Annotated in this window: 15 protein-coding genes; 6 read left to right on the forward strand and 9 right to left on the reverse strand. The window is 65.4% G+C overall.

Annotated elements, in window-relative coordinates; genetic code table 11:
- Positions 1-9: 9 nt before the first annotated feature.
- The 4 genes from AB7A72_RS08640 to eat form a co-directional block, all read right to left on the reverse strand.
- Positions 10-933: an MBL fold metallo-hydrolase gene (locus tag AB7A72_RS08640; protein ID WP_369459647.1), complete on the reverse strand. Its 924-nt coding sequence runs from the start codon at positions 931-933 to the stop codon at positions 10-12.
- Between the two features lie 89 nt (positions 934-1,022).
- The gene (gene eutC, locus AB7A72_RS08645) at positions 1,023-1,889 is read right to left on the reverse strand and encodes an ethanolamine ammonia-lyase subunit EutC (RefSeq protein ID WP_369459649.1); all 867 of its coding nucleotides are present in this window, start codon (positions 1,887-1,889) and stop codon (positions 1,023-1,025) included.
- Between the two features lie 9 nt (positions 1,890-1,898).
- Positions 1,899-3,290, reverse strand: coding sequence for an ethanolamine ammonia-lyase subunit EutB (locus AB7A72_RS08650; RefSeq protein ID WP_369459650.1), 1,392 nt, complete (start codon positions 3,288-3,290; stop codon positions 1,899-1,901).
- A gap of 15 nt (positions 3,291-3,305) precedes the next feature.
- Positions 3,306-4,712: an ethanolamine permease gene (gene eat, locus AB7A72_RS08655; RefSeq protein ID WP_369459651.1), complete on the reverse strand. Its 1,407-nt coding sequence runs from the start codon at positions 4,710-4,712 to the stop codon at positions 3,306-3,308.
- Between the two features lie 157 nt (positions 4,713-4,869).
- On the opposite strand from eat, the gene AB7A72_RS08660 reads away from it, so the two are divergent.
- On the forward strand, positions 4,870-5,886 hold the full coding sequence (locus AB7A72_RS08660; protein ID WP_369459652.1) for a helix-turn-helix domain-containing protein: 1,017 nt from the start codon (positions 4,870-4,872) through the stop codon (positions 5,884-5,886).
- Between the two features lie 17 nt (positions 5,887-5,903).
- Here the strand turns inward: AB7A72_RS08660 and phhA are convergent, their stop codons facing one another.
- The 3 genes from phhA to hppD all read right to left on the reverse strand — a co-directional run bounded on the left by phhA (position 5,904) and on the right by hppD (position 8,975).
- Positions 5,904-6,731, reverse strand: coding sequence for a phenylalanine 4-monooxygenase (phhA, locus tag AB7A72_RS08665; protein ID WP_239809582.1), 828 nt, complete (start codon positions 6,729-6,731; stop codon positions 5,904-5,906).
- A 63-nt stretch (positions 6,732-6,794) separates the two neighbouring features.
- The gene (locus tag AB7A72_RS08670) at positions 6,795-7,760 is read right to left on the reverse strand and encodes a Bug family tripartite tricarboxylate transporter substrate binding protein (protein ID WP_312411237.1); all 966 of its coding nucleotides are present in this window, start codon (positions 7,758-7,760) and stop codon (positions 6,795-6,797) included.
- A gap of 90 nt (positions 7,761-7,850) precedes the next feature.
- Positions 7,851-8,975 carry a 4-hydroxyphenylpyruvate dioxygenase gene (gene hppD, locus AB7A72_RS08675; protein WP_239809581.1) on the reverse strand — a complete coding sequence of 375 codons (1,125 nt, stop codon included), beginning with the start codon at positions 8,973-8,975 and terminating at the stop codon, positions 7,851-7,853.
- Between the two features lie 218 nt (positions 8,976-9,193).
- Here hppD and AB7A72_RS08680 point away from each other — a divergent pair, with 218 nt between their 5' ends.
- The 4 genes from AB7A72_RS08680 (at position 9,194) to AB7A72_RS08695 (ending at position 13,975) form a co-directional block, all read left to right on the forward strand.
- The gene (locus AB7A72_RS08680) at positions 9,194-9,691 is read left to right on the forward strand and encodes an Lrp/AsnC family transcriptional regulator (protein WP_239809580.1); all 498 of its coding nucleotides are present in this window, start codon (positions 9,194-9,196) and stop codon (positions 9,689-9,691) included.
- 215 nt (positions 9,692-9,906) lie between these two features.
- Entirely contained in the window at positions 9,907-10,659 is a 753-nt protein-coding gene (locus AB7A72_RS08685; RefSeq protein ID WP_239809579.1) for a GNAT family N-acetyltransferase, read from the forward strand.
- Between the two features lie 124 nt (positions 10,660-10,783).
- Complete coding sequence (locus AB7A72_RS08690; RefSeq protein WP_021028764.1) at positions 10,784-11,668, forward strand: HlyC/CorC family transporter; 885 nt, start codon at positions 10,784-10,786, stop codon at positions 11,666-11,668.
- 159 nt (positions 11,669-11,827) lie between these two features.
- Entirely contained in the window at positions 11,828-13,975 is a 2,148-nt protein-coding gene (locus AB7A72_RS08695; RefSeq protein WP_369459653.1) for a prolyl oligopeptidase family serine peptidase, read from the forward strand.
- On the opposite strand, the gene AB7A72_RS08700 is transcribed toward AB7A72_RS08695, so the two are convergent.
- Together AB7A72_RS08700 and AB7A72_RS08705 are read right to left on the reverse strand one after the other, a co-directional pair.
- A complete protein-coding gene (locus AB7A72_RS08700; protein WP_369459654.1) occupies positions 13,972-15,282 on the reverse strand; it encodes an MFS transporter in 1,311 nt (436 codons plus the stop codon). The two genes, AB7A72_RS08695 and AB7A72_RS08700, sit on opposite strands and share 4 nt — an antisense overlap.
- A gap of 83 nt (positions 15,283-15,365) precedes the next feature.
- Positions 15,366-17,462 carry a TonB-dependent siderophore receptor gene (locus AB7A72_RS08705; protein WP_312530331.1) on the reverse strand — a complete coding sequence of 699 codons (2,097 nt, stop codon included), beginning with the start codon at positions 17,460-17,462 and terminating at the stop codon, positions 15,366-15,368.
- A gap of 264 nt (positions 17,463-17,726) precedes the next feature.
- Between AB7A72_RS08705 and lnt the strand changes: the two genes are divergently transcribed.
- On the forward strand, positions 17,727-19,322 hold the full coding sequence (lnt, locus tag AB7A72_RS08710) for an apolipoprotein N-acyltransferase (protein WP_407064961.1): 1,596 nt from the start codon (positions 17,727-17,729) through the stop codon (positions 19,320-19,322).
- The last annotated feature ends 144 nt before the right edge of the window (positions 19,323-19,466 follow it).

Raw genomic sequence — 19,466 nt, forward strand, 5'->3', positions numbered from 1 at the left:
CGGAGAGGCTTACTGGTTGACCAGCAGCGCGCCCTCGCGCCGTGCGGCGCCTGAGCGCTCCAGGTCGGCCACCAGCGATGCATGCCACTGCGCCAGGTCCTGGTCGGCAAAGTAGCGCTGGTGCAGCAGGCCGTAGTAGGGCGTAGCGGCCAGCCAGGCCTGTACCTGCGCCAGCGGCAGCTGCTGCCATTCCAGCAGCTTGTACTTGAGCAGCACCTTGGCGGCATAGAGCGCATGGCGCTCGGGGCTTTGCACAAAGCGCTCCAACCGCTGGCGCGCGGTCTGCAATGCGGTGGCCACATCGCTGAACGCACTGCCATGGCCGGGCAGCACCAGGCGGGGCTGCAGGTGCTCGATCACATCCAAGGTGGCAGCCACCTCGTCAAAGGCCGCGGTGCCCTCGATCTCCGGAAAGACCACGCCAAAGCCGTTTTCCCAGAGCGCGTCGGCCGAGATCAGGGTGCGCGAGGCGGGCTCGAACAAAATCACCGAATGCGGATCATGGCCGGGCGCGGCATGGATTTGCCAGCGCTGCTCGCCCAGCGGGGTATAGGTGCCGGGCTGCAGCACCTCGTCCATCCGGAAACGCGGGCAGTCCTGGCCGGTGGGGCGGTAGCTCAGCTGGTGCTCGTCCCAATCGGCGACGGCCTGCGCATGGCCGGGTGCAATGCCGGTGCGGGCCTGGGGCCAGCGCTGCTGCAAGGCGGCATTGCCGCCGCAGTGGTCGCTGTGCAAATGGGTGTTGACGATGCGCTGCAGCGGCGCCCCCTGCAGGCTGGCCTCGACCAGGCTCACGGTCTGCTCGGCATGGCTGCAGTAGCCGGTGTCGACCACCGCCGTGACGCCGCGCACAAACACGGCATTGTTGGCGGACAGCCAACCGCGCTCAAGGAACTGGAGACCGGCGGGCAGCGGCAGGGCGGAGGCGGGCATGGTGGGTCTGGCGGCGGGGGTGAACATGGTCTGACCCCCCAGCCTAGCAGACAAGCACCGGCAGCGCATGGTCGGCTGGCACCCAGGCGTCAACGGGGCCGCTGCGCAGCAGTGGGGGCCAGCACAAAGGGCTGGCCAGCCTGCTCGGGCGCGGCCAGCGTATCGGACTCGTCCTTGAGCTGCACGCCCGAGAGCTGGCGCTGGCGCGCCTGCTGCATCAGGTAGTGCAGCTTGTGCACCGCCTGCGCATAGCTCAGCCCCTGTTCGCGCACATTGGAGATGCAGTTGCGCGACTCGTCGGTCATGCCCGGGCGGGGCTGCCAGGTCATGTACAAGCCCATGCTGTCGGGAGAGCTCAGGCCCGGGCGCTCGCCGATCAGCACCACCACCAGCGAGGCGCCCAGCGCCGCCGCTATCTCATCGCCCAACGCCACCCGGGCATTACGCACCACGCTGATCGGGCCGATGCGCCAGTGCGTCGCCAGTGCCGGCAGCATCTGGCGCAGAAAGGGCCGCGCATTGCGCTCGATCGCCAGCGATGACAGGCCATCGGCGACGACGAACACCACATCGGCCGGGGCGCCCGGCAGGCCTTGGAGCAGGCTGCGCGACGCCGTGTCCAGGCGCCGGCCCAGATCCGGCCGCTGCAGGTAGGTGGGGCGGTCCTGCGCGGCGCTGTGCAGGCGCAGGACCGGCTGGCCCGGCGGTGCCAGTGTCTGCAGCTCGCCAGCGAGCAGGTCCATATCCACTTCGGTATGCACGGCCATGCGCGCCTGGGCATGGGCCAGCGCAAAGTCCAGATGCGCGCGCGTAGGCAGGCTGGTGCCGGCGCGGCCCAGCGCAATGCGGGCGCTGGTGAACTGGCGCAGGCGCTCCCAGGGGTTGGGGGTGACGGTCGCGCTGGCGGGCTCGGCGGCGGCGGGCAGCGGTGCGGGGGCGGAGGGGCGTGGGGACATGGGCAGAGGTCAGTTGAGCTGGGCCAGCGCTTGCGAGAAGGGGGCAGGCAGGCCATCGGCCAGGCGCAGGCCTGGGCCCCCGGACTGGGCAATGCCCATGGTCTGCAGCCAGGCTTCGAACTCCGGCGTGGGCCGCAGGCCCAGGGTCTTGCGCAGGTAGAGCGCGTCGTGGAAGGACGTGGTCTGGTAGTTCAGCATGATGTCGTCCGAGCCCGGAATGCCCATGATGAAGTTGATGCCGGCCACGCCGAACAAGGTCAGCAGCACGTCCATGTCGTTCTGGTCGGCCTGGGCATGGTTGGTGTAGCAGATGTCGCAGCCCATCGGCAGGCCCAGCAGCTTGCCGCAGAAATGGTCCTCCAGCCCGGCGCGGATGATCTGCTTGCCGTCGTAGAGGTACTCGGGGCCGATAAAGCCGACCACGGTGTTGACCAGCAGCGGCTGGAACTTGCGCGCCACCGCATAGGCACGCGCCTCGCAGGTCTGCTGGTCCAGCCCATGGTTGGCGCCGGCCGACAGCGCGCTGCCCTGGCCGGTTTCAAAGTACATGGCGTTGTGGCCGACCGTGCCGCGTGCGAGGCTCTGCGCCGCGTCATAGCCTTCTTGCAGCAAGGCCAGGTCAATGCCAAAGCTGCGGTTGGCATCCTGCGTACCTGCGATGGACTGGAACACCAGGTCCACCGGCACGCCCCGGCCGATGGCCTCGATGCTGGTGGTCACATGGGTGAGCACGCAGGACTGCGTGGGAATCCGGTACTGCTGGATGACCTCGTCGAGCATGAAGAGCAAGGTGCTGACGGCGGCGATGCTGTCGCTGGCCGGGTTGATCCCGATGACGGCATCGCCATTGCCATACATCAGGCCGTCGAGCAGGCTGGCGGCAATGCCCGAGGGGTCATCGGTGGGGTGGTTGGGCTGCAGGCGGGTGGACATGCGGCCGGCCAGGCCGATGGTATTGCGAAAGCGGGTGACCACGCGGCATTTCTGCGCGATCAGGATCAGGTCCTGGTTGCGGCAGAGCTTGGAGGTGGCGGCCACCATCTCCGGGGTCAGGCCCGGTGCCAGTGCGCTCAACGCGGCTTCATGGGCGGCATCGGACAGCAGCCAGTCGCGAAAGCCGCCCACCGTCAGGTGCGCCACCGGGGCAAAGGCGGCGCGGTCATGGCTGTCGATGATGAGGCGGGTGACTTCGTCGCTCTCATAGGGCACGAGTGCCTCTTGCAGGAAGTGGGCCAGCGGCAGATCGGCCAGCGCCATCTGCGCGGCGACGCGCTCGGTGTCATGCCGGGCCGCGACGCCGGCCAGGTTGTCGCCCGAGCGGGCCGGTGTGGCCTTGGCCATCAGCTCGCGCAGCGATGCAAACACATGGCGTTCGGCGCCAACGGTATGGGAATGGGGCATGGTTGCAGCGCTTCCTCAGGGGGTTGTCTCGCCGGGGGCGTCGGCCACCAGGTGGTGGCGGCTGTACAGCGCAAAGTAGGCGACGAAGACAGCGTATACGATGACGGCGCCAATGAGAACCCGGGGATCGACCAGAAAACCGGCCACCACGGCGATGCAGGCCAGCACCAGCGCGATGCCCGAGGTGAACACGCCCCCCGGGGTGCGGTAGGCGCGGGGCAGGTTCGGCTCCTTGATGCGCAGCCAGATGTGCGCGGCCATCATCATCACGTAGGAGATCGTGGCACCAAACACCGCAACGAGTATCAACAGATCGCCCTGGCCGGTCAGCGACAGCGCAAAGCCGATGGCGCCGGGCACCAGCAGCGCCAGGTAGGGCGTCTTGCGCTGGGTGGTCAACGACAAACCCCGGGGCAGGTAGCCGGCGCGGGACATCGCAAACACCAGGCGCGAGTAGCCATAGATGATCGAGAAGAAGCTGGCAATCAGCCCGGCCAGGCCGACAAAGTTGACGAAGCGGCTGATCCAGCTGGGGCCACCCAGCACCTTGCTCGATTCGAGCGCCTCGACCAGCGGGTTGCCCGAGTTCATCAAGGCCGCTGCACCGGCGCCGCCCGGTGCCAGCACCAGGATCAGGCCGCAGAACAGCACCAGCACGGCGATGGCACCGATCAGGCCCCTGGGCAGATCGCGGCGCGGGTCCTGCGCTTCTTCGGCGGCCAGCGGCACGCCTTCCACCGCCAGAAAGAACCAGATGCCATAAGGAATGCAGGCCCAGATGCCCAGGTAGCCAAACGGCAGGAAGTCGCTCGCGCCCCAGGCGTCGGTGGGGGCGATGTCGAACAGGTTGCTGACCTGGAAATGCGGCACCATCGCGGCGATGAAGACCACCAGCGCAACCACCGCCAGCGCGGTAACGGCAAAGATCAGGCGCAGGGCCTCGCCGGCGCCATAAATGTGGATGCCCAGAAAGACGGCATAGAAGCCCAGGTAGACCATCCAGCCATCGATGCCGAACAGCGACTGGCAGTAGGCGCCGATAAACGTGGCAATCGCCGCCGGGGCAATCGCGTACTCCATCAGGATTGCCACGCCGCAGAGAAAACCGCCCCAGGGCCCAAAGGCGCGCCGCGCAAAGCCATAGCCGCCGCCGGCCGTGGGGGCGATGGTGGCCAGCTCGGCCAGCGCAAAGCACATGCAGGTGTACATCGTGGCCATCAGCGCCGAGGCCACCAGCAGGCCACCCCAGCCGCCGGTCTTGAGGCCGAAGTTCCAGCCGGCATAGTCGCCCGAGATGACATAGGCCACGCCCAGGCCGACCAGCAGCAGCCAGCCGGCGGCGCCGCGCCGCAGCTGGCGCTGCTCGAAATAGTTGCTCGGGTGCGCGGCGCTGGCGCCTGCAGTGGGTGCGTTATCGGCCATGGCCTACCTCGTGAACTGTGGTGCTTCCCATGGTGGCAAGAATGCGGGCTGCGCTCTATCCGATTTCGGCAAATCTGGATCAGGGGAAGGCTGGGTTGACCTTGGTCCGCTTTTTGCATGACCATGCCGGTATGCCTCGCCACGCCACAGCGCCTCCATGTCCTTGAGCGCCCCTTGTCCATCGCCCACGCTGAGCAGCCGCCGGGCGGAGCATAGCGCCGCTGCAGGCGCGCCAGCGGCGCAGGTGGCGCAGACCTGGGATGTCGACGAGCAGGCGGCCCTGCTGCAGGGCTGGAACCAGCGCTATGAGCAGCTGTCAGCGGGCAGCTTCGAGGGCCGGGTGACCAGCCTGCATCTGGGGCCCATCCAGGCCTGGCGCGAGTTTTCCAGCCAGGCACTGCACCAGACCGGGGCATTGCGTGCCGGGCAACTGGCCATCGGGCTGCCCAGCAGCATTCCGGGCAACACCATGTTCTGCAACCGCTCCTGCAGCGAAGGGCATGCGATTGTGTTTTCGGGCGATGGCCCCTTCGAGTTTGTCTCGCCGGGTGGCCTGGAGATCATTGATTTTGTCGTGGAGCAGGGTAGCCTGGAGCCCTACCTGACCGCCAGCGAGCGCGAGCAGCTGCAGGCCCAGCTGGCGCAGCCGCATCTGCGGCCGGTGTCGGCCCATGAGCGCTGGCGCCTGCCGATTCTGCTGTCCGACATGCAGCAGTGCCTGGCGCAGACGGCGCCCGGGGCCTTGCCGCCCCAGCAGCTCGACGAGATGGCCGGCGATGTGCTGGCCGCCATTGCCGCCGTGCTGCGCGATGGGGTGGGCAGCGAGGCCGATGAGCAGCTCTCGTACCAGCGGCGTGCGCATATCGTCAGCCTGGCGCGGGAGCGGGTGGTGGCGACCGGTGCCGATGGCTCATTGACGGTGGAAGACCTGTGCCAGGCGCTGGCGGTGAGCCGCCGGGCCTTGCAGTACTCGTTCCAGGAAGTGCTGGGCATCTCGCCGCAAAGCTATCTGCGCGCGGTGCGCCTCAATGGTGCACGCCGCGCGATCAAGCAGGGCAGCAGCGTCTCCGATGCCGCACTGGCCTGGGGCTTTTGGCACTTTGGCCGCTTTGCGCAGGAGTACAAGGCGCTGTTTGCCGAGCTGCCGTCCCAGACCTGCAAGCGCTACCGCTGAGCGGCGCGCGCCTGGTATCAGCCGCGCGCGTCTGCTGCCAGCTCCGGCAGGCCGCGCAATGCGGCATACACGGGGGTGAAGTCGCCTTCGGTCATGTCAAACAGCTGCTGGAAATCGTCGATGACGAAATAGGTCTGCTGGTACGTGTCGATCTTGTAGCGGGTGCGCATCGTGCGCTCCAGCGACAGCGGCAGACGCTGGGGCAGCGGGCTGGTGACGGCATGCTGCAGCTCACCCGATGAGCTCAGGATGCCGGCGCCATAGGCGCGGATCTCCCCTTGCTCGCGGATCAGGCCGAACTCGATCGTGTACCAGTACAGGCGGCTGAGCATTTCGCAGGCTCCCAGGCGCTCGGCCTTGAGCCCGCCCTGGCCGTAGCGCTGTACATAGTCGGCAATCACCGGGTTGAACAGCAAGGGCACATGGCCGAAGAGGTCATGGAAGATATCGGGCTCGACCACATAGTCGAACTCTTCGGGCTTGCGGATCCAGTCGGTGACCGGGAACTTGCGGTTGGCCAGCAGGCTGAAGAATGGCACTTCGGGGATCAGGCCCGGTACGGCCACGATCTCCCAGCCTGTCGCCTGGCGCAGGCGCTGGTTGATGTCTTCAAAGCGGGGAATGCGGTCTTCAACGCCCAGCGAGGGCAGCGCATCGATGAAGGCCTGGCTCGCCAGCCCCGGCAGCAAAGCCTTTTGGCGCGCATACAGACGCCGGTAGGTGTCGTGGTCGGCCTCGGTGTAAGCGGCGTAATCTTGCGCGCAGGTGTAGTCCTCCTGCGCGCGGCTGTAGTCGCCGCGGGGTGGGCGGTCGGATTGTCCATAAACCACAGGTGCTTGTCCCATGCTGTGCTCCTTCATTTTTTATAGAGACCAGCCGGGCACCCGCAGTTGATGGGCTGCAGGTGCTCAGTTGGCCTTGATCTTGATCGTGTTGATCAGAAACTGAAACTTGCGTCCTTCCTGCGAAACAAAGTGCGACAGCTCCTTGAGGCGCATGTCTTCCGGGCCAATGCCCATCTTCAGATATTCGGCCTTAAAGCGCGGGTCGGTCAGCGCACCTTGGAACGCGTAGGCGTACTTCTGTGCTTCCTGGTCAGGCAGACTGGCGGGCGCAAATACCCCGAACCAGGTGGACACATCAAAGCCCGGCACCGCTTCGTTCACCGGCGGCACCTGGGGCAGGGCGACATTGCGGTCCGAGGTCGTCACCGCCAGTGCCAGCAGTTCGCCGGACTTGATCAGCGGCAGGGCCGAGGCCAGGTTGTCGAACACCACATCGATCTCGCCCCCCAGCAAGGCCTTCTGGGCCGGTGCGGCGCCGGCATAAGGCACGCTGGGCATCTGCAGGTTGGCCAGCGACTTGAGCATCTCGCCGGAGATATGGCCGATACTGCCGTTGCCGCCCGAGCCCATCTTCAACGTGCCAGGGTGGCCCTTGATGTAGGCCACCATCTCCGAGGTGGTCTTGATGCCCAGCTGGTCGGCGCGGCTCTTTTTCATCACCAGCACGTTGGGCACGCGCGCTACCAGGATCAGCGGCTTGAAGTCCTTCTGTGCGTCGTACTGGGGGGGCGTGCCCAGGTAGGGCAGCACCGCATGCGTGGCCACCGCGCCCATCAGCACCATGTTTTCCTGGGGCTTGGCATGGGCCACCAGTGCTGCGCCGGTGGCGCCGCCCGCGCCTGGCTTGTTGGCCACCGTGATGGCGCCCAACTGCTTTTCAGCACCCTGGGCCAGCAGGTGGGCCGAGGTGTCCAGCGGGCCGCCGGCGGGGTAGGGGACCACGAAGGTCAGCGGCTGGCTGGCGTTCTGCGCGCTGGCAGCCAACATGAAACCAGACAGAATGGCGGCGAAGGTGACGGAGCGTTTCACAATTGTTTCCAGATTGATAAATCGCTCCGCAGTATAGAGAGGCCGCATGGCAAATTAAGGAATATCAATGCTGCGACCGTTCAATTTTTCCTATAGCACCCCACGGCGCATCTGATCGAGCTCAATGCTCTCGAACAGCGCCTTGAAATTGCCATTGCCAAAACCGTCGTCACCCTTGCGCTGGATGAACTCGAAGAAGATGGGGCCGAGCTGGTTTTCGCTAAAGATCTGCAGCAGCAACTTCTGGCCGGTGCCATCGATCAGGATCTTGCGCTTTTTCAGCTCGGCCACGTCCTCGCCATGGTCGGGCAGGCGCTTGTCGACCAGCTCGTAGTAGGTGTCGATGGTGTCGAGCAGCTTGACGCCGCCGGCACGCAACCGGTCCACGGTTTCATAGAGGTTGTCCGAGCCCATCGCGATGTGCTGGATGCCTTCGCCGTTGTACATATCCAGGTATTCCTGGATCTGGCCGGCCTTTTCCTTGCCCTCTTCGTTGATGGGGATGCGGATCTTGCCGCAGGGGCTGGTCATGGCCTTGCTCTTGACGCCGGTGACCTGGCCTTCAATGTCGAAGTACTTGATCTCGCGGAAATTGAACAGGCGCTCGTAGAAGCCGGCCCATTCGTCCATGCGGCCACGGTGCACGTTGTGGGTCAGGTGGTCGATATAGGTCAGGCCATGGCCATGCGGGTTCAGCGCTTCCTCGGCGCTGACGCCGGGCAGCGGCTCGAAGTCCACATCGAAGAAGCCGATGTTGCCGATGTCACCGGCTTGTGCGCCGTTCTTGCCGCGCCAGCGGTCCACCAGGTAGATCAGGCTGTCGCCAATGCCCTTGATCGCGGGGATGTTCAGCTCGCCCGGGCCGGCCTGGCCGGCATAGCCCCAGGCGCCCAGGCCCAGTGCGCGTTCGTAGGCGGCCTTGGCATCCTGCACGCGGAAGGCGATGGCACAGACGCTGGGGCCGTGGAGGCGGGCAAAGCGCTGGGCAAAGCTGTCGGGCTCGGCGTTGATGATGAAGTTGATCTCGCCCTGGCGGTACAGGGTCACGTTCTTGTGGCGGTGGCGCGCGACGGGTTTGAAGCCCATCGATGTAAAGACCTTGCCCATCGCGACCGGATCGGGTGCGGCATATTCGATGAACTCGAAACCGTCGGTGCCCATGGGGTTGTCCCAGGTCGTGAACTCAATGGTCTGGTGGGGAATGGCGGCGGTCATCGCGGGTCTCCTGTGGATCGTCTCTGGTGGCGCCAGCATCGGCTGGCTGCTGTGGCTCCACTGTACCGGCCTTGGTGCGCAGCATTTTGGCGATTTATCCCAGTCTCATCGCATGTAAAGCCTGTTTTATGTGATCTTGCCGGAAATCAAGCATTAAAATTGCGTGATCCCGTTGTGTCGCGCTGCTGCGGTGCAGCAAAACCATCCGGACCGTTGCCATGACCACCACTGCCTACCCCCTGGACAAGCTTGACCGTGCCATCCTGCAGCGCCTGCAGCTCAATGGCCGCGAGACCTATGACGTCGTGGGCGAGCAGGTGGGCCTGTCGTCCAGCGCAGTGCTGCGCCGGGTCAAGCGCCTCGAAGAGGTGGGGGTCATCGAGCGCTATGTGGCGCTGGTCAAGCCCGAAGCGGTGGGGCTGTCGATGACGGCCTACCTCAATGTGCGGCTGGAGAAGTTCACCGAGGCGAGCAAGCGCAACCCGCTCGATCTCTTCCGCGCCAGCGTGCAAAGCTGGCCCGAGGTGGTGGAGTGCGTAGCGCTGACCGGCGACATGGATTATCTGCTGCGTGTGGTCGTCGCCGACATGGCGCACTACAGCCGCTTTGTGTTGGACACCTTGCTGCGCCACCCCGCCGTGCAGGATTGCAAGACCAGCTTTGTGCTGGACCGTGTCAAGCTCACCACAGCTTTGCCAGTGCTGCCCGGGGTCTGAGACCTATTACTTTTTGCGCCAGCGCAAACCGCGCTGCAATCGCCAGGCCGTTGAGCGGCCCGTTGAACTGCATGCCCCAGTGCCCGCGCTCAGCGCAAAGCCGCATGGCTACGGGCATTGAATACCCTTTGTAAGCGGGGGGTAAGCCATAGGCACGAAATATGCTGCATCGCAGCATGATTGATAATACGCGGGTTAACCCGTATATTTACCCCATGATCACGACGAAAGAATGGTTCCCTTCATCCGTTGCGAACGGCATGATGGCGTTTTTCCCCTTCTTTGGCCGGTGGGGCGAGAGCCCGCAGCAGCCCGACGGCAAGAAGCCACGACCTTCCGCCTCTATGGTTCCTATCCGCGCCCTCAGCGAGCGTCACCGCCCACGCATCCTCGCCCACCTGCTGAGCCTGGATGCGCAGGACCGCTATCTGCGTTTTGGCTACCAGGCCAGCGATGCGCAGATTGAGCGCTATGTGGACGGGCTCAACTTCGAGCGTGACGAGATCTTTGGCATATACAACCGCAGCCTCAAGCTGATTGCGATGGCCCATGTGGCCTATGCGCCGCCGTCGTCGGACATGGCCAGCTGCGCCGAGTTCGGCGTCTCCGTGCTCAAGTCCGGCCGGGGCAAGGGGCTGGGCAGCCGCCTGTTCGAGCGCGCCGCGATGGACGCCCGCACCAAGGGCGTGCAGATGCTGTTCATCCATGCACTGTCGGAGAACACCGCGATGCTGAAGATTGCCCGCAAGGCCGGCGCCACCGTGGAGCGCGATGGCTCCGAGTCCGAGGCTTATCTGAAGCTGCCGCCCGCAGGCTTTGACACGCGCATGGCCGACCTGGTCGAGGACCAGATGGGCGAGATGGACTACCAGTTCAAGAAGCAGGCGCGCCAGTTCTGGGATTTCCTGTCCACCGTGCAGGAAGTGCGCCGTGACGTGCAGCAAGGCAGGCACAAATCGGGCCAGTGAGCGCCCGCGAGGCAGTGGTGGGGGTGCTGCGGTGCTGAATAATTCGGCAGCGATTTCGGAGGAAATGCGCAATCCGTTATGCTGATCGCTTGTTTCACTACCGCACGTCCTGCATTCCAAGACAGTGTCAGACCCCCATCCCTCGCGCTTCCCTGACAAGGAAGACAAACGCACCTTTTTTCAGAAGGTCGCCGAACTGATTCACCCGGCTCCGGACTCTCCGGACGAGTTGATCGAAACCCTGGCAGAAGCCGAAAGCAACGATGTCATCAACGCCGACTCCCGCGTGATGCTGGAGCGGGTCATCCGCATGGAAGACATGACCGCAGGCGATGTGATGGTGGCCGCACCGCGCATGGACCTGGTCGACATCGAGGCCGACTACGAGTCGGTGCTGCACACCGTCATCAACACCGCGCATTCGCGATTTCCGGTGTTCCAGGGCGAGCAGGAAAACATCATTGGCATTCTGATGGCCAAGGACCTGCTCAAGCTCCAACGTTCCCCCCAACTCAATCTGCGTGCGCTGCTGCGCCCGGCGGTGTTTGTGCCCGAGAGCAAGGGCCTCAACGACCTGCTGCGCGAGTTCCGGGGCAACCGCAACCACCTGGCCATCGTCATCGATGAGTTTGGCCGTGTTGCCGGCCTGGTCACGATTGAAGACGTGCTCGAGCAGATCGTCGGCGAGATCGAGGACGAGTTCGACCTGCCCGAGGACGAGGGCGACATCTTCGCGCTGGCCGATGACACTTTCCGCATCTCGGGCGATACGCCGGTCGAGCGGGTGGCCGACGAGTTCAACGTGGTGCTGGAGAGCAGCGACCCCGATGAATCGTTTGAGACCATTGGCGGCCTGATTGCCCATGAGCTGGGCCATGTGCCCAAGCGCGGCGCCCACATCATGCTGGGCGGCCTGCACTTCGAGGTGCTGCTGACCAAGGGCGGCGCAGTGCGCTGGTTCCGCGTGCAGCGGGCCGCGCCGGTATCGGACCCGGCCGCAGACGCCTGAGCCAGCGCCGGCCAGGCGCCCATACCGCCTGCAGCCAGGCAGCCAACCATGGCAGCGAATCTCGGTTCGCTGCCATTTTTTTATGGGCGTTCGCTGGGCCTGCCCGGTGTTTGGCCTTAGGGACTGGGCTGTAGCACAGCCTCCCTAAAATGCTGCTCCATGCCCATTTCTCCACAAGCCCCCAACCTGGCGCCTGCCGCTGACCATGCCGCCACGGCAGCCCAGCCGGTTTGGCCGGCCCTGGCCGCCCCGCATGCGGCGCCTCAGGACCACTGGATTGAACAGCTGGGCCGCCGCCGCAATGATGACTTTGCCTGGCTGAAGTACATCCCCGAGACCGGCACGCGCAGCATGGACCAGCTGCCCGAGCCTTTGGGCAGCCTGCTGCAGGCCGAGCGCCAGTATGCGCAGCAGATGCTGGCGCCGCTGGCCGCATCGGCCCAGGGCTTTTACGACGCGATGGCGGCCCATGTCTGCAGCACGGAGCTGGTGCCGCCTGCCGCGCTGCAAGGCTGGGCTTACAGCAGCCGGCCAGGGGCGGGCGGCCAGCGGGTTTTTGTACGCAGCCATTCGGATGGCCGGGTGCAGACCCTGGTCGACGAGGCCGTGCAATCGCAAGGCCAGGTGTATTACCGCGCCACCGACCACCAGGCCAGCCCCGATGACCGCTACTACGCCTGGGCCGAAGACCTGATCGGCAATGACCGCCACCGCATCTGTGTGCTTGACACCCACACGGGCCAGACCCAGGTGCCGGTTGAGGGCGACGCCTTTGGCTATGGCGGGCTGACTTTTTCGCCGTCGTCGCAGGACCTGTTCTGGATCTGGCGCGATGCGCAAAGCCGGCCCTCGCGCCTGTACCGCAGTGCGCTGCAGGGCGGGCAGCCGGTGCTGGTGCATGAGGAATCAGACCCGGCGCTCTTCATGCGCGTGGCGCGCACAGCGGCCAACGGTTTTGTGGTGCTGAGCCTGTTCGGGCCGGACACCAGCGAGGTGCGCCTGATTGCTGCCGGCCAGGAGCATGCCGCGCCCCGCGTGCTGCGCCCGCGCGAGCGCGGCATCCGCTACGAGGTCAATGAATGGGATGGCAGCTTGGTCGCGCTGACCAATGCCGGGGGCGCTGCCGACCGCCAGATTCTGCGGCTGGACCCGGCGCAGCTGCAGCCGCAGCACACCTTGGCCCCGCACCGGCTGGGCGTGCCCATCACCATGATGCAGCCCTTTGCCAGCACCCTGGTGCGGCTGCAGCGCGTCGATGGCCTGCCCCAGCTGGTGCTGCTGCAGCGTGACGGGACGGAGACCACCATCGGGTTTGACGAGCCCGCCTACAGCCTCGAACTTTTGCCCGGCCAGCACTGGGACGCCAGCCATGTGCGCATCAAGCACCAGACGCCGGCCCAGCCGCCGCGCTGGCTGGACATCCGCCTGGCCGACGGCCAGATCACCGACGTGGGGCGCGAGACCTGGAGCGGGGTGGATCCGGCGAACTACCGCATCGAGCGGCTGCAGGCCCGTGCCGATGATGGCCAGTGGGTGCCGCTGACGGTGCTCTCGCGCAAGGACATCGATGCCAGCCAGCCCCAGCCGCTGCTGCTGACGGGCTATGGCGCCTATGGCATTGCGCATGAGGCCTCGTTCTCGCTGCCGGCGCTGGCCTGGGCCGATGCCGGCTACCGCTATGCGATTGCCCATGTGCGGGGCGGCTCCGAGAAAGGCCATGGCTGGTACCAGGGCGGCTGCCGGGAGCACAAGCGCAACTCGTTGACCGACTTCATCGCCTGCGCGCAGCATCTGCAGCGGCTGGGCTACAGCACGCCGCAGCAGACGGTGGCGCACGGCATATCGGCCGGCGGCCTGCTGGTCTGCGGCGCGATGAACATGCGGCCCGGGCAATGGGCTGGCGTGATTGCACAGGTGCCTTTTGTCGACATGCTCAATACCATGAGCGATGCCGGCCACCCGCTGGTACCGCTGCTGCGGCCGGATTGGGGCGATCCGCTGTCCGATCCTGCCGCCTATGACTACATCGCCGCGCTGTCACCCTACGAGAACGTGCGCGAGGCGGCGTATCCACCGCTGCTGTGCACGGCGGGCTTGAAGGATGACCGGGTGCCTTACTGGGAGCCGGCCAAGCTGATCGCCAATGTACGCCGCCGCTCCACCAGCACGGCACCGGCCTTGCTGCTGCTGAACCCGGACAGCGGCCACCAGGAAAGCGACCAGCAAGAGAGTGTGCTGGGCCAGGCGGCGCGCCTCTGGGCTTTTGCCCAGCACTGCGCATTGGCCGGCAAGCCGCCAGCCGTTTAGACCGGGTGGCCCGCCCGGGGGCGGTTGCGCTGAAACAGCGCCCAGGCGCACCAGGCGGACACCAGCAGTGCCGGCACTGCCGTGACCGAGATGGCACTGAGCAAATGCCCCTGCACCACCCAGGTGGAGATAAAGCCCGCCAGCAAGGGGCCCAGCGCGCTGAACACCGAGACCACAAAGCTCCACAGCGCAAAGATGCGGGCGCGCAATGCGGCGGGGGTGAGGTCCTGCAGCATCGTCGGCACCAGCGCATTGGCGGTGCAGGTGATGAAGAGGAAGAGCCCCACCACGACAAAGGCCTGCGGCAGCGATGCGGTGGAGAACAGCATCAGGATGGCCGGGATGGCCAGCAGCGCGCAGATCCCCATGATGAGCGGGCGCACCGCCTGGCCCAGGTTCCGGGCGAGCCAGCGGTCCAGCCCGGCCACCACCGGCAGGCAGCCCAGGGTGCTGACCAGCAGGATCGGGCCCATCACCTCGCCAATATGGGCGGGCGTGGCCGCAAAGCGCCGCTCCAGCGCCAGGGCGATCAGCTGGTTGAGGCCTTGCACGGCAATCATCAGGCTGCCGGCAATACCGACAAAGAGGCCGATGGGCTGCCAGCGCGCACGCAGGAACTGGCGCAGCGAGGCACCGCTGGCCCCATCACTGCTGGCGATGTAGCGCGGCGGATCGGCGGTGAACAGGCCTGCCAGCAGCAAGGGCAGGCCGGCCGCCGACAGCAGCAGGAAGGCCTTGCGCCAGGCGTCCAGGTCGCCTGGAATGAGTGCGACGGCCGCACTCTGGATGCCACCGGCAAAATAAAAGCCTGCGCTGGCGCCGCTGGAGACCAGGGCCGCAAAGCCCAGGTTGGCCAGCACGCGGTGGCGCTGCGGTGCCAGGTCGGGGATCATCGAGTAGACCAGCGGCACCATCGCAAACTCGGTGATACCGGCGGCCGAGCGGCCGAGAAAGAAAAGGGGGAAGTTGGGCGCCAGCGCGCTGAGCACCATCATCGCAGTGGAGGCGGCAATCAGGCAGAGCAGCACGCGCCTGCGCGAGAAACGGTCGGCAAACCGCGCCAGCGGAATCGCCAGCGCACTGCCCACCAGCACACCGGCGAGGCCCTGCAAGGCGCCAATGGCGGCATCGCTGATCGCAAAGCTTTTCTGGATGGCCGACAGCGAGATGGCCTGCAGGCCATAGTCGCTCATCTGCACCCCGGCGGTAAGGCCCAGAAAAACGACCGTCAGCAAAGCGCGAACGGACCACTGCGCGGGTCCGGTGCCGGCGGCAGAGGGGGCGGCACTGCCGGAAGAAGTCGTCATGGAGAGGGAGGCAGAGAAGAAGCCACATCCAGTGCCACGGGCGCTGCCCGCAGCACTGGCACGATGCATTCCATCTTAGTGGTTTACTTCCACTGGTACTGCAGCTGCACATCGACGGTGCGGCCACCGCCGTAGTAGCAGTAGAAGTCACAGCCGCTGACATAGGTCTTGTCGGTCAGGTTGCGGGCATTGAGTTGCAGCGCCCATTCGCGGCTCAGGTCGTAGCGCACCATCAGGTCCAGCAAGGTGTAGCCGGAGATGCGCTTGCCAGGGCTGTAGCGCTGGTCTTCGGTCTGGCCGTTGTAGCGGGCACCGGCCGCCACCGTCAGCTTCTGGCTGTTGGCCAGGCTCAGGCTGTGGCTCAGCCACAGGCTGACCTGGTTGTCCGGAATCAGCGGTGTGCGCACGGTCTGCGTGGTCGAGATGTCCTGCTTGGAGTTGTTGTGCGTGTAGGCCGCCTTGACCGCAGTCGCCGCACCCAGCTTGAAGTCGCCTTGCAGCTCGATGCCCTTGTTGGTGCGCTTGCCCGATTGCGTCTGGATGTTGGAGGCGTCCGAGATCAGCGCGTTCTTTTCCTTGATGTCAAAGTAGGCGAGGGTCAGGGTGCCATTGAGCCAGGTGGGCTCCATCTTCAGACCGATTTCGCTTTGCTTGCCTTCGTAAGGCTTATAGGTCACGCCTTGGCTGTCCACACCGGCGATGGGCTTGAAGGATTCCGAATAGCTGATGTAGGGCGAGACACCGAAGTCGGTGATGTACATCGCGCCCAGGTTGACGCTGTTCTTGCTGACGTCGTAGGCCGCATCCGAGCCGCTGACCGAGCCGGTGTTCTTGGCTTTGTCATGGCGGAAGCCGAGGTTGAAGTTCCAGTGGCTGCCGACGCGCAACTGGGTGGAGGCATAGGCGCCCCACTGCTTGGAGTGCAGGCCATAAGGCGTGCCGGTGATGTCGAAAGGCGCGCCGTAGACGGGGTTGAACATGTCCAGCCCCGGCACGAAGCCGAAGCCGTTGTTCAGGCCATCGGTATCGGACTTGAGGTAGTCGATACCGAAGGTAGGCAGCAGCTGGATGCTGTCGGACAGCTTGAGCTTGCCAGTGATGCGGTTGTCCAGGTAATGGCTCTTGGAGGTGCCGTCGGTGTAGGTGTAGCCGCGCGACAGCGTACGGTCGCCGTCCGAGCCATAGGCAAAGGTGTTGACCTGGTCCAGATCGAGGTGGGTGTACTTGTAGTTCTGCGTGAACTTCCAGTCGCTGTTGATCTGGTGGCTCAGCAGCCAGCCCAGGCTGGACTGGGTGCGCTTGAGGTGGTCCACACCGGGCTCGCCCGCGTTCAAGCGGCGGTCGATGCGGCCATAAGGCGTATCGGTGATGGTGCCGTAGGCGGGCAGGAAGCCGTTGGTGGGGCGGCCATCTTCGCGCTGCACGCTGCCCAGCAGGGTCAGCGAGGTTTGGGGCGTGAACTCCATCGTGACGCTGGGCGCCAGGTAGTAGCTCTTCATGTTGGTTTCGCGCTGCTGGCCGTCTTCGCGGCGTGCCTGCGCTACCAGGCGGTAATACACGGTGCCATCGGCATTGGCGATGTCGTTGTAGTCGATGCCGGCGCCCAGACGCTTTTGGTTGCCGACTTCGGTGTTCAGCTGCAGCGCGCGCTCCTTCTTGGGGCGCTTGGTCACCAGGTTGACGACGCCGCCGGACTCCGAGGCGCCAAAGACCAGCGAGTTGGCGCCCTTGACCACTTCGACCGTTTCGACGCCAAAGATTTCGGGCTTCCAGACAAAGTAGCCATTGGGCGACGTGGGCGTGCCATCCAGCGACACCGAGGCGTCAAAGCCACGGATCTTGAACCACTCGACCTTGTTGTCCGCGCCAAAGGGCTCGCTGACCACGCCGGCCTGGTACTGCAGCGCCTGGTCCAGCTTGCGGGCACCCAGCGCGTCGATCTGGTCCTTTTGCAGCACGGCACTGGAGTTGGGCGCATAGAAGTCCAGGCTTTGCAGATCGTTGACCGAGCCGATCACGGTCACGGTCTCCAGCGTGGTACTGGGGGCGCTGGCCTGGGCAGAGGCTGGCGCCGTTTCTGGGGTGTCTGCGGTTTGTGCCAGCGCAGGGGCGGCAAAGCCGATAGCGCCGATGGCCAGCAGAACGGCGTGGACCACCGGGGTGTAGCGTGCGTATTGCATGGTGTTCGGGAGGGGAAGGGGAACGGGAGGAGGATAAGCAGTTTGTAATTTTATATTGCAATCGATAATTATTCTCAAATGCATTCTCTTTTGTCGCTAATTCGCCGCATTTGCCTCTTTCTATCAGGTGTTGCCGCGTGGGGTGGCTGCCGCCTGCGCGGGGCCCGCTGCGGCAGGCACTACGCAGGGGGATCGCGTATAGTGCGCCCAGCGGCCGTGCCCGTAGAGCGCGCGGTGGTGTTCCCTGCCAACCCTGATCGACCTGTGCCCGCTTCCTATTCTTCCTATTCCCTGTTTGAGTCACCGCGCCGCTTTCCGTGGTGGTGGGCCTGCCTGGCCTTGATGGCCGGGGTCCTGCAAGCCTGGTCGTTGGCTTGGCCCTGGCATACCGGTGGTTTTCCGGGCCACCATGGCCAGCCGCTGTGGTGGCTGCAGTGGCTGTCGCTGGCGGTGCTGCCTGCCGCGCTGCTGCGTGTGCAGCGGCCCTGGCATGGGGTGTTGATCGGCTGGGCCTTTGCCTGCGCCTGGCTCTGCGCCACCTTCTGGTGGCTGTTCATCTCCATGCACACCTACGGCGGACTGCCGGCACCGCTGGCGGTTCTGGCGGTGCTGGGCCTGGCCGCTTTTCTGGGGCTCTACTACGCGGTGGCCTGTGGCTTGTTCGTCGCTTGGCGGGGCGAGCGGCTGGCGGGTGCGGTGCTGCTGTTTGCAGCGCTGTGGTTGCTGGCCGAGTTGGCGCGCGGCCAGTGGTGGACCGGATTTCCCTGGGGCGCGGGCGGCTATGCCCATGTCGAGGGACCGCTGGTCAGTCTGGCGCCCTGGATGGGGGTCTATGGCATTGGCGCGGTCGCATCGGCCGCTGCGATGTGGCTGGCCGGTCTGCGCGGCGCGCATATCGCCCGTTGGCCGGGCTACGTTGCGCTGCTGGCAGTGGCCGGGGTACTCTGGCTGGCCCAGCGCCTGCCCCAGGCGCCGGTGGCGGCGGCGCCCAACAAGCCGGTATCGGTGGCCTTGCTGCAAGGCAATATCTCGCAGGGCGAGAAGTTCCAGGCCAGCTCGGGCATTCCGATGGCGCTGGCCTGGTATGCCCAGCAGCTGCAGCAAAGCCAGGCGGACATGGTGATTGCGCCCGAGACCGCCATCCCGGTGCTGCTGCAGCAAACCCCGCATGGCTACTGGCAAGAGCTGCAGCAGCGCTTTGCCAGCGGCCAGCAGGCCGCGCTGATCGGTGTGCCGCTGGGCGATTTTGAGCAGGGCTATACCAACTCGATGGTCGGCCTCGTGCCCGGCCAGCCCGAGGCCTACCGCTATGACAAGCACCACCTGGTGCCGTTTGGCGAGTTCATCCCGCCGATGTTCCGCTGGTTCACCGATTTGATGCAGATTCCGCTGGGCGATTTCAACCGCGGCGGCATGAACCAGCCCTCGCTGCCCTGGGCAGGCGAGCGCTGGGCGCCCAATATCTGCTATGAGGATCTGTTTGGCGAAGAGCTGGCCAGCCGCTTTGTCGACAACGCACAATCGCCGACGATCATGGTCAATGCCAGCAATATCGCCTGGTTTGGTGATTCGATCGCGATCGACCAGCATTTGCAAATCAGCCGCATGCGGACCCTGGAGTTGGCGCGGCCCATGCTGCGTGCCACCAACACAGGCGCCACCGCCGTGATCGACCGGGCTGGCGTGGTCCAGCAGATCCTGCCGCACCAAAGCCGGGCGGTGCTGCAGGCGCAGGTGCAGGGCGTCGATGCGGGCCCTACCTGGTTTGCCCAGTGGGCGGGCCGGTGGGGGTTATGGCCGCTGTGGGGCCTGGGTGTGCTGGTGGTGTTGGCGGCCTGGCTGGGCCGGCGGCGCCGGTAAAGCACGCGGCACCGTGCAAATGCAGATGCCGTCTTAAGAAAGCACGTTACCAGCAGATGGCGGCACCTCTCCAGGAGGCTTGCCGCCCCGGCACTACCCCAAGCGGTGTCCGTTGCAAATGTAACTGCTGTTAAAAAACGCAGA

Origin of the sequence: Comamonas sediminis (assembly GCF_041107495.1) — a bacterium.
Lineage (GTDB): Bacteria > Pseudomonadota > Gammaproteobacteria > Burkholderiales > Burkholderiaceae_C > Comamonas > Comamonas sediminis.